At 42.8% G+C, this 16,475-nt stretch carries 15 protein-coding genes; 11 read left to right on the forward strand and 4 right to left on the reverse strand.

Annotated elements, in window-relative coordinates:
- Positions 1–40 precede the first annotated feature (40 nt).
- The 3 genes from gldG to AFM12_RS06975 all read left to right on the forward strand — a co-directional run bounded on the left by gldG (position 41) and on the right by AFM12_RS06975 (position 3,389).
- Entirely contained in the window at positions 41–1,699 is a 1,659-nt protein-coding gene (gene gldG, locus AFM12_RS06965) for a gliding motility-associated ABC transporter substrate-binding protein GldG (RefSeq protein ID WP_055145811.1), read from the forward strand.
- A gap of 95 nt (positions 1,700–1,794) precedes the next feature.
- A complete protein-coding gene (gene dnaN, locus AFM12_RS06970; RefSeq protein ID WP_055145815.1) occupies positions 1,795–2,919 on the forward strand; it encodes a DNA polymerase III subunit beta in 1,125 nt (374 codons plus the stop codon).
- Between the two features lie 137 nt (positions 2,920–3,056).
- On the forward strand, positions 3,057–3,389 hold the full coding sequence (locus AFM12_RS06975; RefSeq protein WP_055145818.1) for a T9SS type A sorting domain-containing protein: 333 nt from the start codon (positions 3,057–3,059) through the stop codon (positions 3,387–3,389).
- Positions 3,390–3,490: 101 nt separating this feature from the next.
- On the opposite strand, the gene leuB is transcribed toward AFM12_RS06975, so the two are convergent.
- From leuB to leuC, 4 genes are all read right to left on the reverse strand, one after another.
- The gene (gene leuB / locus AFM12_RS06980) at positions 3,491–4,552 is read right to left on the reverse strand and encodes a 3-isopropylmalate dehydrogenase (protein WP_055145821.1); all 1,062 of its coding nucleotides are present in this window, start codon (positions 4,550–4,552) and stop codon (positions 3,491–3,493) included.
- 92 nt (positions 4,553–4,644) lie between these two features.
- A complete protein-coding gene (locus tag AFM12_RS06985; RefSeq protein WP_055145824.1) occupies positions 4,645–6,165 on the reverse strand; it encodes a hydroxymethylglutaryl-CoA lyase-like TIM-barrel protein in 1,521 nt (506 codons plus the stop codon).
- A 64-nt stretch (positions 6,166–6,229) separates the two neighbouring features.
- Positions 6,230–6,826: a 3-isopropylmalate dehydratase small subunit gene (gene leuD / locus AFM12_RS06990; RefSeq protein WP_055145827.1), complete on the reverse strand. Its 597-nt coding sequence runs from the start codon at positions 6,824–6,826 to the stop codon at positions 6,230–6,232.
- 106 nt (positions 6,827–6,932) lie between these two features.
- A complete protein-coding gene (gene leuC / locus AFM12_RS06995) occupies positions 6,933–8,327 on the reverse strand; it encodes a 3-isopropylmalate dehydratase large subunit (RefSeq protein WP_055145830.1) in 1,395 nt (464 codons plus the stop codon).
- A 272-nt stretch (positions 8,328–8,599) separates the two neighbouring features.
- Between leuC and AFM12_RS07000 the strand changes: the two genes are divergently transcribed.
- The 8 genes from AFM12_RS07000 to AFM12_RS07035 all read left to right on the forward strand — a co-directional run bounded on the left by AFM12_RS07000 (position 8,600) and on the right by AFM12_RS07035 (position 16,473).
- Entirely contained in the window at positions 8,600–10,687 is a 2,088-nt protein-coding gene (locus AFM12_RS07000; protein ID WP_055145833.1) for a type VI secretion system Vgr family protein, read from the forward strand.
- Positions 10,688–10,756: 69 nt separating this feature from the next.
- Positions 10,757–11,137 (forward strand): DUF983 domain-containing protein, encoded by a 381-nt coding sequence (locus tag AFM12_RS07005; RefSeq protein ID WP_055145836.1) that lies wholly within the window; start codon positions 10,757–10,759, stop codon positions 11,135–11,137.
- 105 nt (positions 11,138–11,242) lie between these two features.
- Positions 11,243–11,620: a four helix bundle protein gene (locus AFM12_RS07010; RefSeq protein WP_055145839.1), complete on the forward strand. Its 378-nt coding sequence runs from the start codon at positions 11,243–11,245 to the stop codon at positions 11,618–11,620.
- 51 nt (positions 11,621–11,671) lie between these two features.
- Positions 11,672–11,971, forward strand: a complete 300-nt coding sequence (gene trxA / locus AFM12_RS07015; RefSeq protein ID WP_055145841.1) for a thioredoxin — start codon at positions 11,672–11,674, stop codon at positions 11,969–11,971.
- An 84-nt stretch (positions 11,972–12,055) separates the two neighbouring features.
- Complete coding sequence (locus tag AFM12_RS07020) at positions 12,056–13,027, forward strand: DUF6807 domain-containing protein (protein WP_055145844.1); 972 nt, start codon at positions 12,056–12,058, stop codon at positions 13,025–13,027.
- A gap of 90 nt (positions 13,028–13,117) precedes the next feature.
- Complete coding sequence (locus AFM12_RS07025) at positions 13,118–13,888, forward strand: TerC family protein (RefSeq protein ID WP_055145847.1); 771 nt, start codon at positions 13,118–13,120, stop codon at positions 13,886–13,888.
- 5 nt (positions 13,889–13,893) lie between these two features.
- Positions 13,894–14,652 carry a lysophospholipid acyltransferase family protein gene (locus AFM12_RS07030; protein WP_055145850.1) on the forward strand — a complete coding sequence of 253 codons (759 nt, stop codon included), beginning with the start codon at positions 13,894–13,896 and terminating at the stop codon, positions 14,650–14,652.
- Positions 14,653–14,742: 90 nt separating this feature from the next.
- Positions 14,743–16,473: a T9SS type B sorting domain-containing protein gene (locus tag AFM12_RS07035; protein ID WP_055145853.1), complete on the forward strand. Its 1,731-nt coding sequence runs from the start codon at positions 14,743–14,745 to the stop codon at positions 16,471–16,473.
- Positions 16,474–16,475 lie beyond the last annotated feature (2 nt).

Genomic DNA, 16,475 nt, shown 5'->3' on the forward strand with positions numbered 1-16,475 from the left:
TCTAATTTTTGTATCCGATTGAAAAACCCGAAAAGCTACGATGAGTAGATACACTAAGCTTTCCCTGATAATCACGGGCCTTGTTTTGGTCAATGTGCTTTCTGCATGGATATTCCTGCGGAAAGATATGACCGAAGAAAAACGGTACAGCATCTCAGAGGCGAGCAAAAGTCTGGTCTCCCGCCTCCCCTCTCCAATGGACATTGAGATATATCTGGACGGCGATGATCTGCCCGGTGGTTTTGAGCGATTGAAAAAAGCTGTGGACGAAACTCTTGGAGAATTTAAAAACTATGGCGGAGCAAATCTGAATTACCGCTTTTTTGACCCCAACGGCATCAGCAACCCTGAACAACAAAAAACTTTTATTGACTCACTCATTGCCAAAGGCATTCAACCTACAAATGTTTTTGATACACAAGGAGGCCGAAAAACCGAAACTTTGGTTTTCCCTTATGCCTTAGTAAAACATGAGGACAGAGAAGAAACAGTTCTTTTGCTGCAAGGCAATCAGGCCCTTTCTGCTCAGGAGAAGCTCAATCAATCTTACGAAAATCTGGAGTATTCTTTTGCGACAGCTTTCAGAAAACTGGCAACCACAGAGCGAAAGAAAATCGGGCTATTGACCGAATTTACTCAGCTTGAACCCATCAATTTTGCCGGGCTTATCAACACTCTTCAGGAGTATTACGATTTGTTTATCGTAGACGCCCGTACATCAGAATCGTTCGTTGGATTGGATGCCTTGATTTTACCGAAGCCGGATATTACTATTGATGACTCCACGAAATACAAAATTGATCAATACATCATGTATGGAGGAAAGGCCCTGTTTTTTGTGGACGGTCTGCAGGTAGATTCCATTGGCCTGCAGGGTACTTATGCTCAGCCTCTTCGCCATAACCTTGAGGACCTTTTCTTTAAGTATGGCATTCGCCTCAATACCGATATGGTAAAAGACGGAGCGAGTGCAGCCATGGTGCCTCTGGTCGTAGGTCAAATGGGTGACCGGCCCAATATTCAGCCCGTTCCCTATCGCTTTTTCCCGCTATTAGGAACGTTTGGCGAAAGCTTAATCACAAAAAATCTTGACTTGGTCATTTCTCGCTTTGCTTCAACTATTGACACGATAAACTCAAGCGGAATAGCAAAAACTCCTTTGCTCAGCACCACGCCCTACACCAAAGTATTGCAAGCTCCGGCATTGGTAACTTATAATGATGCCAGAAGCGAAACCGATACTAAAGAGTATAATGAGGGCTCCAAACAAATCGCCTATTTACTGGAAGGACGCTTTACTTCTTTATACCAAAACAGAATTTTACCCTCTGATCCTCGCAGTGAGTATTTCAAAGGCAATGGAGAACCAACCAAACTGATTGTCTGCTCTGACGGTGATTTGATTGTGAACGAAATAGACCGGCGAAACGGTGAACCGCTCCCACTCGGTTTTGACAAAGTAAGTCAGCACACCTTTGGAAATAAAGACTTTTTAATGAATGCCATTGATTATCTGGTCGATGAAAATGGAGTCATTACAGCCAGGAGTAAAGAAGTAAAACTCCGCCCGCTTGACAGCATCAAAGTCAGAGATGAACGGTTCAGATATCAGCTGATCAACCTACTCCTACCGTCATTATTTATTTTGGTTTTGGGGGTGATAAAAGGATATTTCTGGAAGTGGAAATACACACATTAACCGCAGGCTCTAAAAATTGAATTGAACCGATGTTTTTATTTCAATTTGACTAACTTTGCCTAGTTTTAAAGACTATAACTCTTAACATTCCATATATGAAGTTTATCGTTTCATCATCTGAGCTATTGAAGCACTTAGCCACCATCAGTGGGGTTATTGCTAACAATCCGATAGTTCCGATTCTTGAAAATTTCCTTCTTCAATTAGACGAGACTAATCTTACCATTACAGCTTCTGATATGCAAACGGTGATGATCACCGAAGCTCAGGTAGAATCATCAGATAAAGGTTCAATTGCGGTGCCTGCAAAGCTTTTGATGGAAACCCTGAGAAGTTTACCAGAACAACCGGTAACCATTACTATTGATGAGGATACCTTCGGCACAGAAATCGTAACTGCCAATGGTAGATTTAAACTGGCAGGAGAGAACCCGATGGACTTCCCTCGTGCCCCAGAGGTGAACAGAAACTTCAGTATTGAACTTGATTCAGATGTTCTGGGTACAGCAATTTCCAATACCATCTTTGCTACAAGCACTGATGATCTCAGACCAGCAATGACTGGTGTTTTTGTTCAGCTGGACTCTGATCATACAACCTTTGTAGCAACGGACGGTCACCGCCTGATCCGATACCGTAGAGAAGACGTGAAGTCTGATAATGCTACCAACATGATTTTGCCAAGAAAGGCTTTGACCTTGCTCAAATCAAGCTTGCCTTCTGAGACACTTCCGGTTAAAGCTGAATTCAGTAATTCAAATGCGTTCTTCAGTTTTGGAAACATCAAAATGATTTGCCGCCTGATAGACGAGCGTTTCCCTGATTATGAAAATGTGATTCCGCAAAACAACCCGAATCACATGAAAATTGGTAGAGCTGAATTACTGAGTACTCTGAAAAGAATTTCAATTTACTCTAACAAAACAACCCACCAGATTAGACTGAAGGTTGATAATAATAATCTGGAAATCTCTGCTGAAGACCTAGACTACAGCAATGAGGCGAATGAAAAACTGGGTTGTGAGTATAATGGTGAGCCTATTGAGATTGGTTTTAACGCCAAATTCTTAGTAGAAATGCTAAGCAATTTAAATACCGATAATCTGACGCTTGAGATGTCTCAGCCGAACAGAGCCGGCCTGATTATTCCTGAAGATAAAGCCGATAACGAAGACATGCTGATGCTGGTGATGCCTGTAATGCTGAACTCGTACTCGTAAAGATATACCCTTTAGACTATGAAAATGAAAGCACCTTTCCGCCTTGCGGAGGGGTGTTTTTGCTTTTAAACATGCCGAAATATCAAAATCTCTAAGTACATTGTAATTCTATCGTGAATTGATACTTACTACTTAGAATGAAAACTTTACTCTACCTTAGCCTGATGCTGCCTATCTGTGCAGCAGCTCAGACCATCACTTCTTACTCTGAAAAATCTGTTGAAGACGGTACTCCGTTACGAGTTTATACCAACCCATCAAATGCATTTACCCGAATTGAGTTCTGGGAAGAGGATGCGGAGCAAAAGCAAATTGATCTCCTCAACGGCGAAGGCCGGATTTTGGAGCGGCTCGTCAAAAAAGTGGAGTCCCCGGGACTTCAAATTACCGAACTAGACACTCGGGAGTTTTCTCCAGGCGTGTATTTTATCAAAGTAGGAGATGAGATGAGGAAGATTGTAAAGTATTGAAAATAAAAACCTCCGGCTCAAAGAACCGGAGGTTTGGTGTTAACAAATTTACCTTCTCTCCAGAAGGTTTTTCCTCAAACTGTATATGTGATTTATGCCTGTTATTTAATCTGAGCAGCCAGCCAGTCACCCACTTCAGAGGTACCATAGGCTTTGTCTTTTCCAGCGATATCTTCGGTCACCACGCCTTCTGCAAGTGACTTATTGACCACGTCTTTGATTTCCTGGGCTTCGTCCATCAGTTTAAACGCGTATTCAAACATCATTGCTGCCGAAAGTACAGTTCCGATAGGATTGGCGATATTCAAGCCAGTAGCCTGAGGATAAGAGCCATGAATAGGCTCAAATACCGACGTATGCAGGCCAATTGAAGCCGATGGCATCAATCCCATAGAACCTGAGATAACAGAAGCCTCGTCTGTGAGAATATCACCGAACATGTTTTCTGTTACCATCACATCAAAGCCTTCAGGCCACTGAATGATACGCATGGCAGCGGCATCTACCAAAAGATATTCTGTCTTCACTTCAGGGTATTCTTTCTCCAGCCCCTGCCCTACTTCTCTCCAAAGTCTTGACGTCTCCAAAACGTTAGCTTTGTCAACTATCGTCAGCTTCTTATTACGCTGCATAGCGTAGCTGTACGCCAAACGGATGATTCTTTCAACCTCCTCACGCGTGTAAACGCAATGATCATATGCGGTATTTCTGCTTTCATCACGACCTTTATCTCCAAAATAAATACCACCGGTCAACTCACGGATACAAACAAAGTCTGCATTCTCAATCAGCTCCTGACGAAGCGGCGATTTGTGAAGCAACGACGGGAAAACCAACGTAGGGCGAATGTTTGCATAAAGACCCAACTTCTTACGCATGGCCAATAAGCCTTGTTCAGGACGCACCGGGTTTGAAGGATCATTATCAAAACGAGGGAGACCAATAGCTCCGAAAAGCACTGCATCTGCATTCATACAGATTTGGTGAGTCTCATCAGGATACGGGTTACCTACGGCATCAATAGCCGCAGCACCGGTAAGGGCTGGCGTCCAATTGATAGTATGGCCATACTTTTTTGCGATCGCGTTTGACACTTTCTGTGCCTGATCTACTACCTCCGGGCCGATTCCGTCACCCGCTAATACTGCAATGTCTAAGTTCATTTTTTTACTCTCGGCTGTCGGCTATCGGCCTTCAGCATTTAAAATTTGCTATTCTCTATTTTTTGCCGACTGCCAATTGCCGACTGCTTTAATCAAATCAAATTCAACATTTTCATCGTGGCCTCAATGGCTGACACGGTTTGGTCAGAATCAAGTCCACGGGTTCTCATCTCTTTTTTCTCTCCTTTGTACCGCCAGGTAATAATGGTTTCACAAAGGGCATCTGTACGGCCGCCGGGAGGAATTCGTACGGCGTAGTCAATTAACTCAGGAAGCTCAAATTTCTCCTGCCTCATTACTTTTTTGAGAGCATTCATGAAGGCATCGTATTGCCCGTCGCCCTGAGCATTTTCTTCATAAACTTTGTTCTCAATTTTCAATTGCACCGTAGCTGACGGCTGAAGACCTTTTGAATGAGTAAGCACATAGTTTTGAACAGATATTCTTTCCACAGCCGGAGCCCTGTCAAGTACATCCGCAATAATAAAGGGGAGGTCTTCACGGGTAACCGTTTCCTTTTTATCTCCCAACTGAATAATTCGCTGAGTCACCTTTTTGAGGTCTTCATCCGGAAGGCTAATACCTAACATTTTAAGGTTTTGCTCAATATTGGCCTTTCCTGAAGACTTACCTAAAGCATAAAGCGTCCTCCGACCAAACCTATCAGGCCTTAACTCGCTAACGTACAGATTGTTTTTTTTGTCGCCATCGGCATGGATACCCGCTGTTTGAGTAAACACACTTTCTCCCACAATGGGCTGATTCGGTGGAATCCGGATTCCCGAATAACCTTCTACCAGGCGGCTGATCTTGTAAAGCGTGGTTTCATCCACATTAAACTCCACATCTTTGACAAAGTCGGTCAAAACCGCTACCGCACTGGCCAGAGCAGCATTTCCTGCCCGTTCTCCAAGACCATTGACTGTGAGGTGAATTCCCTGAGCTCCGGCTTTAACGCCCTGAATGACATTAGCCACTCCAAGGTCGTAATCGTTATGAGCATGAAAATCAAAATGTGTTTCCGGGTATCGTTCAACTAAAGCTTTGACAAAAGAAAAAGATTCTTCAGGAGTCAAAACGCCAAGCGTGTCCGGTAAAAGAATTCGTTTAATCGGAAGTTTGGTGGTGTAATCCAGGTGTTGAAAAACATACTCCATCGAATTACGCATTCCATTGCTCCAGTCTTCCAGATAAATGTTGACATTAAAACCTTTGTCAACCGCTTTCTGAACTACCTTTTCAATCTCTTCGAAATGAACTTCCGGTGTCTTTTTTAACTGGTGAGTCAGGTGGTTTAAAGAGCCTTTGGTCAACAGGTTCATGGTAACTGCTCCTGCTTCTTCCATCCAACTCAGCGAGGCATCTCCATCCACAAAAGTGAGAACCTCCACCTTATCGAGAAAGCCTTTTTCTTTGGCCCAAGATGTTATTCGTTTGACCGCATCGAGCTCCCCTTCAGACACCCTAGCTGAAGCAACCTCTATTCTATCTACCTTTACCTCTTCCAGGAGCAGTTGGGCTGTGGTCAGCTTCTCTGCCGCCGAAAAGGATACTCCGCTGGTTTGCTCACCGTCGCGAAGGGTGGTATCCATTATTTCAATGCGTCTCTTCATTTTTTAACCTGTCGTTCTCAACCAATCTTTAAACCAAAACTGTTAGCTGATTGCTGAAAGCCAATTAGAATGGTCTTGCCTCTTCAAAAGTTCCGATCTCTGACTTCATATTTTGCAGATAATCGATGTCGTCAAAACCATTCAGCATGTTGTTCTTTTTGTAACCATTAATCTCAAAACCCTCGCTTTCGCCAGTGGCTACAATAGTTACTTTTTGATTATGAAGGTCAACCTCAACTTCTGCATTGGCGTCAGCTTCAATCGCCTTGAAAATCTTATCTAAAAAAGCAGGAGAAACCGTTACAGGAAGAATGCCAATGTTCAAGGCATTTCCTTTAAAAATATCAGCAAAGAAAGAACTGATAACACAACGGAAACCATAATCGTAGATAGCCCAGGCTGCGTGCTCACGGCTAGATCCGGAACCGAAGTTACGGCCGGCTACCAGTACCTTACCTGAGTAAGTTGGATTGTTTAATACGAAATCTTCTTTCGGTGAGTCGTCATTATTATAACGCCAGTCTCTGAAAAGATTATCACCAAAACCCTCACGCTTCGTCGCCTTAAGGAAACGAGCCGGGATGATCTGGTCTGTGTCAACGTTCTCTAATGGAAGCGGAACGCAGGTTGATTTTAATACTGTAAATTTATCGTATGCCATGATTTACTTTATGCTTAAAGCCTTGAGCCGAGAACATTCCTCCAACATTACAAAGCTCTGTTAAATATTTTATGGCTAAGAGCTCTCTGCTCAAAGCCGAAAGCCATTATAAAAACTCTCTAGGATCCGTCACTTTGCCTGTTACAGCGGCAGCCGCGGCTACAAGAGGAGACGCAAGCATCGTTCTTGAGTTTGGTCCCTGACGGCCTTCAAAGTTTCTGTTTGAGGTAGAAACCGCCAGTTTTCCGGCAGGAATCTTATCATCATTCATCGCCAAACAAGCCGAGCAGCCTGGCTGACGAAGGTCAAAGCCAGCCTCAGTTAACACATCCAGAATTCCTTCTTCTTTAATCTGAGCTTCAACAATGTGCGAACCAGGTACCAACCAAGCCGTTATATTGTCCGCTTTTTTCTTGCCTTTTACTATTGAGGCAAACGCACGGAAATCTTCGATGCGGCCATTGGTACAGCTACCAAGGAAAACGTAATCTACGTCAGTACCAATCAGTGAATCTCCTTCATTAAAGCCCATGTAATTCAGCGACTTTTTGAAAGATGCTTCACCGTCAATTACTTCAGAAGCCTTAGGTACGCTGGTTGAAATTCCGGTTCCTAAACCTGGGTTTGTACCATAAGTAATTTGTGGCTCTATATCAGCAGCATCATAAACCAACTCTTCATCAAAAGAGGCTCCATCGTCAGTTTTAAGCGTTTCCCAATAGGCAACCAATTTGTCCCACTCCTCACCTTTTGGAGACTGCTCTCTGCCTTTAAGATATTCAAATGTTTTCTCGTCAGGGGCGATCATACCTCCACGTGCACCCATTTCGATGGACATGTTACACACCGTCATACGGCCTTCCATGCTCATATTTTCAAACACATCTCCAGCGTATTCCACGAAGTATCCGGTAGCACCAGCCGCTGAGATTTTTGAGATAATATAAAGGATGACATCTTTCGGAAGAACGCCTTTGCCCAATTGACCGTTAACGGTAATTCTCATTTTCTTCGGCTTCGGCTGCATGATACATTGAGAAGAAAGCACCATCTCTACCTCTGATGTACCAATACCAAAGGCAATAGCACCGAAGGCTCCATGTGTTGAAGTATGCGAGTCACCACAAACGATGGTCATACCCGGGAGGGTAATCCCGTTTTCAGGACCTACTACGTGAACGATACCGTTTTTCTGGTGGCCAAGACCCCAATGAGAGATCCCGTATTTGCCAGTGTTAGTCTCCAGAGCTTTTAGCTGATTAGCCGAAAGCGGGTCTTCAACAGGCAGGTGTTGATTAATGGTAGGGGTGTTATGGTCAGCCGTTGCGAAGGTACGCTCAGGAAACATCACACCAATACCTCTGTTTTCAAGACCTAAGAAAGCCACTGGGCTGGTCACTTCATGAATGAAATGACGGTCAATGAAAAATACATCCGGGCCATCCTCAATCTTTCTCACCACGTGAGCATCCCAGACTTTGTCGAATAAGGTTTTTGACATTTTATAGGTGTTTATTCTTTATCAAATAGAGTCAAAATGCATTCACTGCATTTTTGATAGTACAAATTTGAGGCTTTACTGTAAAGTGGACTTAACGCAGCAGGCTCAAAGAATAACGTTTTTGGTTCAACAGGCCATTTTGACCGACTTCGTCTATTGCCGTATTATAAAACTTATTCTTTTCGGTTTTTCAATTCGTTAATTTCAGGTTTTGAAAAATGATAATTGGCTGATTGTTAATTGACTAAAAGAAAATTATTTTCACTTTGCCCATGAAGTATTTCCTGAAACTGTTGATCCTCCTTCTATTTATTGACCTAAATGGGTTTGGTCAAAATGTATTGATTCAACCAGAAAAAATTACAACTGAAGACCTGGAAACCTGGCTTCAAAAGCAGTACGATTTCGTTTTTGGTCACATGAATCAGTATATTGAAGAAGCCCCGATTGACAAGGGCTTTATTCCTCTTTACAGCTCTTTTACAGGAAATAATAATCCAGCATCTCTTTATTTAAACAACACCATTTTAACACCCAACAACAGCAAAGTCGTCGGTTTCGATGTTCTGGAAGAGATCAATCACCTTACCCGGGCAGCGGTTGTTGTGAAAACTGCTATCAACGCTGACCCAGCGTCTTTGGTTGGAAAGTCTGGTCAGTTAAGACTCAATGGACTAAGTTCTTCATCACGGGTTTTCGGGGGCATCATCACAATGATTCAGCATCTGGGCCAATTTGATGGAGAAAATTATTATCTCGTCATTATTCATCCAGAGTCTTATGGTCTTTCTATTTCAGAGCGTTTTGCCATTCATCAGGATTCGAATGTTCCAGATATTGTCAATAATATATACACCTCCTTTGGCTTGGGCACACCTGTTTTCCATCTTTCGGGCTCAGGTACCGTTAAATGTATGCGGGTGCAATATGGTGAAACTGACCTCGACTTTATTACACGATCTGCCGTAAAAGAGGGTATATGGTATTTTGTGGAACCCAACAGCCTTTCACCTTCACTTATCTTTGAAGACAGCAATACCGGATTAATAAATCTGGGAACACTTAACTATTATGGCCCGCAGGAAAACCTTGAAACCGCAGGGCAACAAAAAATCTTTTTTGCGGGAGAGGGCAATTCCTTTGCTGCAGGGAAACATATTGTTGGTCAATACAGCGATCAAAACGGCAGCTTTTACTCAAATACTGCATTGAGTGGTATCTCAAATAATTATCAGTCTTATCGACTGGAAGATGTTTATACAGGAACTTCTGATTTAGCCGGCAAAGCCATCAATAACAAAGACGCAGAATTGCATAAAGCTCACAAATGGAACGCTCTCAGCAATGCCATGGCCGTAACGCCCGGCAGGCTTTTTACGCTCAATGATACCCAAAATCAAATATCCGGAGATTACCTGATTACCAAAACTCATCATTGCGGTTTTATCAGTGAAAGAGGCTCTTCAGATTCTTTCTATTATGCTAACCAATTGGGTTTTGCTAAATCGTCAAATCCTTTCAAGGTAGCTCCAAAAGAACTGGAATATAAAGTCAATGATATTACTTTCGGAACTATTGCGGGCCCTGCAGGTGAAACAAGGTATGTGGATGAATGGGGAAGGGTAAAAGTAGATTTTCATTGGGATAGCAACAGCTCCGGTGATGAAACTTCAAGTGGATGGATTCCCGTACTAAGACCCGCCCACGGTAATAACTCAAGTTTCTTCTTTATCCCAGAGGTAGGCGATGAGGTACTGGTTAATTTCATAAACGGAGACCCCGACCGCCCAATCGTTATCGGAAGTGTTCCTAATACCAACGATCTGCCGTTTTTATCATTACCCTCAAACAAAACCACCGATTATATCCGAACAGCTACAGGAGCTGGAGAAGCTTCGGAAATACGGATACAAAACCTTCCCAATAGTGAAAAGATAACTCTCAAAAGCCGTGATATTAGCTTGCATGCCATTGACGAAATCTCTTTTGATGCAGAAGCATTCGCAAAAGCTGAGCTTGACACCAACGTAAATAGCTATGGCGGTGTTTACGCGGATAATCAAATTACCGCTTGGGGGGTTATCAGGGCTTCAGGCACTGCCTACAATAGCTTTGGAATCAAAACACTAAGCAAACTCGGTACCGGTATTTATCGGGTTATTACAGACGTCTCTGTTCCACAAACGAGTCAGGCTATAAATGTTACACCCGAAATTGATGAGGCTCCTTTAGGTTTGACAGAAATGGTCATTCCAAGTGTAAATGTTAACGGTACAGGCACCTTTGAAATCTACCTTAATGACGGTAATGGCAATTTAGTTGACAATGACTTTCTTTTTATTGCCACCGGCCGCCAGTAAGCCCGGTAACAAATGTTACTCTACAGACCGGGTAGAATAGCTATCTTTGCCCCCAGATTAATCTAACGAATGGGACAGTTAAAATCGGCACTGGCACTAAAATGCCCCAGGTGTAACCAAGGAGAGCTTTTCGAGTCAAAAAACCCTTATCAGCCGGGTAAGATGATGACAATGCATACGCATTGCTCAAACTGCGGACTACGCTATGAGAAAGAACAGGGCTTCTTTTACGGAGCCATGTATGTGAGTTATATGCTTAATATCGCCCTTTTCGTGACTGCTACCGTGGGTTGGTATTTGTTTATTGAAGACCTGATCGACTGGCGGATTTACATCGGGATTTATGTTTTGCTGACTGTATTGCTTGTTCCAATCATTTTTCGTTACTCAAGATCACTCTGGATGATCATGATGATCAAATATGAACCGGAGAAAAGAGGGGAGCGTTAGTTTTTATAATAGGCAGTTGCAGGTTGCAGTAACGGTGAGCAGTTCCAGTTGGCAGTTGCAGTGAGCAGTCAGAAATGCAATAACTTTTGACAAAAATCCACAAATATGAATTTTAAAGACTTGATGGCATACAAGCTGAGTTTTCAATTGGCAATGGAGGTTTTTGAGACTTCGAAATCTTTTCCAATTGAGGAAAGATACTCATTGACTGATCAAATCAGAAGAAGCTCAAGATCAGTAAGTGTGAATCTGGCCGAAGCTTATCGAAAAATAATATATCCTGCTCATTTCAGATCTAAATTGACTGATTCTGATGGTGAGAATTCTGAAACTCAAGTTTGGTTAGATTTTGCTGTGGAATGTAAATACATTAATAAAGAACAACATTTAGAGCTAAGCTCAAAGACTGAAGAAGTCGGTAAACTATTGAATTACATGATTAATAATCCAGAGAAGTTTGGTTCATCAAAAACTAGAAACTGAGACTGGTGACTGTGAACTTTAAGAAGACTTTGAGACTAAAATAATAAGACTATGACAGGTACATTTGAAGAACTAATAGCAAGCAAAGAGCCGGTATTGATCGATTTCTTTGCAGAATGGTGCGGCCCTTGCAAGGCCATGGCTCCGGCTCTTCAGCAATTAGCTGATGAAATGGGAGACAAAGTGCGTATTATCAAAATTGATATTGATAAAAACCCTGCTTTGCAACGCAAATATCGCGTTAGCGGAGTGCCAACGATCATGATTTTTAAGAACAGCAAACAGCTTTTCAGACAAAGTGGTGCCATGATGCTCCCTCAGCTGAAGCAGGCCGTTACGCCGCACTTGTAAAATACTACTGAGCGAATCTATAATTTGGTCCCTTGCACAGCACTGTGCAGGGGATTTTCTATTTTTGAGAAAACCTATTGAAATATGATTCGTTATCTCAGCCTTTTTGCCTGTCTGGCTTTTAGCTCGGCAGCTCAAAACCTTCCCATTCGTTTTCAGGACAAAGCAGCCGATGGCAAAATTGAGGTCTATGTCGGCAGCGAGCTTTTTACGGCCTATCTTTTTGATAGCGACCACTCCATCAAAAAGCCGGTTCTGTATCCGGTAATATCTCCGGAAGGTAATTTTGTGAGTCGCGGCTGGCCATTAGACCCTCGGGAAGGCGAACGTACTGATCACCCGCACCACATTGGTATCTGGTTTAACCATGGTGATGTTAACGGAAACGACTTTTGGAATAACTCTTACGAACGCGACCTGACCAAAAGACATTACGGTATCATTCACCATACGGGAGTCAAAAAAATCAAAGAAAGCAAAAAAAGTGGGGAGCTTATTACCACTACTGAGTGGTTTGATTTTGAAGGAAAAAAGCTAATTGAAGAAGAAAGTAAATATACTTTCAGTGCCACCGAAAACCTCCGTATCATTGATCGGGAGATCACTCTTAAAGCTGCTACGGACTTACTTTTTGCCGATAATAAGGAAGGTATGATAGCCCTCCGTTTGGCTAAAGAACTGGAACACGCCGATCCAAAGGTTAACTATACGCCTTCCGGTGAATACACCAACGATCTTGGCATTAAAGGCACTGAGGTTTGGGGTAAAAGGTCAGAATGGATGCGGCTCACCGGCCAAATCAATGATGAAAACCTGACTGTTGCTATTTTTGATCATCCTGACAATCACAATTTCCCTGGCCATTGGCACGCCAGAGGTTACGGACTTTATGCAGTAAACAATATAGGCTCTGATGTCTTTACTAAAGGCGTTGAAGTTTCAGATATTTCAGTGCCTGAAGGAGGTAAAATCAAATTCAAATACCGAATTATTATCGCCTCAAAACACCTCACAGAAGATGAGATGGTAGAGGCCGCACTTCAATTTCAAAAATAGCCCTCAAACCCTTGAAAAGACCATCAGTCAAAAGTTTTTTGGCTGGCAGGGCCTTTTGAGATATTTTAGCAGCTAAATCATAAATACACTATGGAACAACTATTAACCACTGCCGCTCTCACCAGTGTACTTACACTAACCCTGTTGGAGATTGTACTTGGAGTAGATAATATCATTTTCATCTCCATCATTTCAGGTAAGCTAGAGCAAGCTGATCAAAAGAAGGCCAGAAACCTGGGTCTGCTTTCGGCAATGGTTATCCGGGTTGGCCTTCTGTTGGTTCTGGGTTGGATTCTCGGTCTTGAAAAAGACCTTTTTAACCTTCAGGATTTAGGACTGCCTTTTGATATGGGAATGAGTGGCAAGGATATGATCCTCCTTGGTGGAGGTGTTTTCCTTTTGTATAAGGCCACCTCTGAGATTCACCATAAGCTGGAAGGCAAAAATGACGACTTTGGACACGAAAAGGTAGCCCCTACCCTTTCAAGAGCTATTTTAGATATTACTGTGGTAAACATTATTTTCTCGGTTGACTCTATCATCACCGCTGTAGGAATGACCGATATTATTGCTGTAATGGCGGCATCCATTATTCTTTCTACCATCGCAATGTTGCTGTTTGCAAAGAGTGTCGGCGACTTTGTGGAAGCCCACCCTACGGTTAAAATGCTTGCCCTTTCGTTTCTGGTGATGATTGGTACTCTGCTCGTAGCCGAAGCTTTCCACGTGCATGTGCCAAAGGGCTATGTGTATTTTGCGATGGCATTCTCATTCCTTGTAGAAACGCTGAATATCAGAATGCGTAAAAACTCAGCCAAGCCTGTGGAGCTGAATAAACACGTGGTAGAAACCGCCGAGTAAGGCTCATGAAAAAAGCATTGAGCCTTATATTTACGCTCTATTGCGGCATCATTTTTCTGGTGCCGTTTCTGGTACTTTTCCCATTCATTTTTATCTGTATTCAGTTTAAGCCGCTGCACCGGTTTGCTCATAGAATCATCCGGTTCTGGTCCTATATTTTCTTCTTTCTTACTGGTATGCCTATCAAAAGGATATTCCGGTTCAGGCCAGATAAGAAGAAGGCCTACGTTTTTGTGGCCAACCACTTTACCTATCTTGATATTGCTGCAGGAATGAATATCGTTGATAATTACTTTGCCTATGTCGGCAAAAGTTCGGTTAAAAAAGCTCCTCTTTTCGGCTATATGTTTGCCAAGCTTCACATTCAGGTAGACCGTAGTGATAAATGGAGCCGTACTAAATCGTTGAAAAAAGGAATTGACACCGTGAAGAGCGGCCGCTCAGTTTTCATTATGCCCGAAGGCGGAATAGTGGGTGAAAACCCTCCTCAAATGCATACGCCTCTCAAAGACGGCCCTTTTATCATGGCCATTGAGAATCAGGTGCCCATAGTTCCGGTCACGTTTCTGAACTTCCATGAAATCAATAAACCTCTTGATCGTTTTAATTTTGGTATAAGACCAAAGGTTATTTTCAATGAAAAAATTGAAACTAAAGGAATGAAAAAAGAGGATATTGAACCTCTCAAAAGAAAAGTATATCAGATTATTCAGGGCGATCTTGACGCCTACTGGAACTATAAAAGCCTGCCTTACAGTTCTTAAGCTCCAAGAGAATTATTTATTTTTAGCAGCTGAATTTCCGGCTTTCAGTGATTGTATCCTTTTTGCCCTGTTTTTTCGTATAGCTAACTGATGAAGTTATTAAGTGCTTTATGTCTGTTTCTTCTTCTGGGGCTTTCAGAGATGAAAGCACAGGATCAGCAGAATATTGGCTTTGAAGACGGAAACCTGTTAGGCTGGGAGTTTGAGCACGGCGAAGTTATTGATGACACAGCCGATATCACATTTCAAAACCTTACCCGGGGTTTTCTTCCCGGTAGGCTTGAACTACTTGATCGGGACAGCCGCGGTGATCCGTCAATAACCGTTGAAAATATCAGACCGGTATTGCGTGGAAATTACTCCCTCAGAATAGGAAATACCCGCGAAGGTGGCACTTTTGATCGCATGAAAACCAAATTCAAGGTAGCAAGCTACGGGCTAATTTATGAGTTTTATCTTGCGGCTATACTTCATAACGATCGCAATAATAATCATCCGGAAGGCGGCAAACCAGCCGTTTATCTAACCCTTCGTGATCAAAACGGAAATCGAATAGATTGCGGTTCTTTTGCAAAACAACTGGACGGAACGCTGCCCGAAGGTTTTCTTCAGGAACGCGACTATATGTACCGAAACTGGTCAACTGGCTCTGTAAATCTGGATCCTTATGTAGGTCAAACACTCACACTGGAGCTAACCGTACATGGCTGCACGGCTGACGGCCACCGCGGCTATGCTTATTTTGATTCCGAAATCAGAAAACTGGAATTAGATTTAGATTCTCCCTGCCCTGATGAGGACGGTTTCCTGTCGCTAAATGCACCTTTCGGATACGTGGGTTATAACTGGAATAATGGTCAACCCGGTCAAAACTTAAAAGTGTCTTTACCTGTGGATGACGAATTTGCAGTAAAGCTAACTCCCCATAATAACCTGAATCCCGGCTGTATGCCCGAGCTCCGGAAAGCAATCAAAGTTGCCTCAAAGGACACCACTATTTCTCAGACTTTATGTGGAGGCAAGGCCTTCCGAGTAGGTGATACCACTTTTACAACAACCGGAAGCTTTACGCACAAAATCAAATCATCGACAGGCTGCGACAGTACATTTTTACTGAATTTGACTTTTACGGACCCCCTGGAGCGGTCGAGAACTATCAACCTTTGTAAGGGAGAAAAATACCTTTTGGGTGATCAGGAAATGGACTCAGAAGGTATTTTCAGGGTACGATACAATGGCAGTAACGGCTGTGACTCTATAGCTATACTTGAGGTCAATGTTGAAAATATTGAGGTTAATGCAGAAACCAAACTCACCATACCTGAAGGAGAACCTATTCCTCTAAAAGCCGAGGTAGAAGCCGATGCTCCATATGTCATTACCTGGAGCCGTGGTGATACACTTATTTGTATCGACTGTGCATCTACCGAAGTTTTTGCCACCAATTCCGGTTCATATGATTTCAGACTCACGAGCCAATCTGGCATTTGCAGGATTGAGAAAACTTTGGAAGTTAATGTCGTCCCCTGCGGAATTTACATTCCTACGGCTTTTTCACCCAATAGCGATGGCGTGAATGACTATTTCAATATCTATGGCAGCCCGTGTATAGAAAATGTCAACACCTTTTCCATCGCAAACCGTCTCGGTCAGGTTGTCTTCTCAAAGACTGATATTCCACACGCCGCTTTTGAAAAGCTTTGGGACGGCCGTTGGTTTGGAGAATTAGTTGCCTCCGGCGAATATTATTATCAAATGACTTATCAAAAGACGAGCGGACTTTCGGGCTCTCAAAACGGGAGCTTAACCATTATGAGGTAGGC

Source organism: Jiulongibacter sediminis (genome assembly GCF_001306455.1).
GTDB classification, from domain to species: Bacteria; Bacteroidota; Bacteroidia; order Cytophagales; family Spirosomataceae; genus Jiulongibacter; species Jiulongibacter sediminis.